The organism is Peribacillus sp. SIMBA_075, assembly GCF_046534585.1.
Genome location: NZ_JAWRYN010001111.1, coordinates 1 through 253 on the forward strand (window position 1 = coordinate 1; position 253 = coordinate 253).

General features: G+C 56.5%; 1 protein-coding gene. It reads left to right on the forward strand.

From position 1 onward, the window contains the following. A partial coding sequence (locus SB775_RS31750; RefSeq protein WP_410865267.1) for a VanZ family protein occupies positions 1–224 on the forward strand: 224 nt, incomplete at its 5' end. Positions 225–253 lie beyond the last annotated feature (29 nt).

Consider the following 253-nt stretch of genomic DNA (forward strand, 5'->3'; position numbering starts at 1 on the left):
GGGCAAACGGCACAGGATTCAAGAGTGCGCTATGGTGGGCGTTTGCCTTCAGTGCCTTCTACGCGGCGACGGATGAAGTCCATCAATTATTCATTCCGGGGCGCAGCGGGGAAGCCCGCGACGTTTTGATCGACAGCACAGGGGCGGCGGCTGGTTTGACGTGTTATTGGCTCGTCGCCAAGTTCAACTGGCAAAATAGGAAAACGGCCCAAACCAATTGGTGAGGGGCCTTTTTGCCGTACGGCGGTTTTTG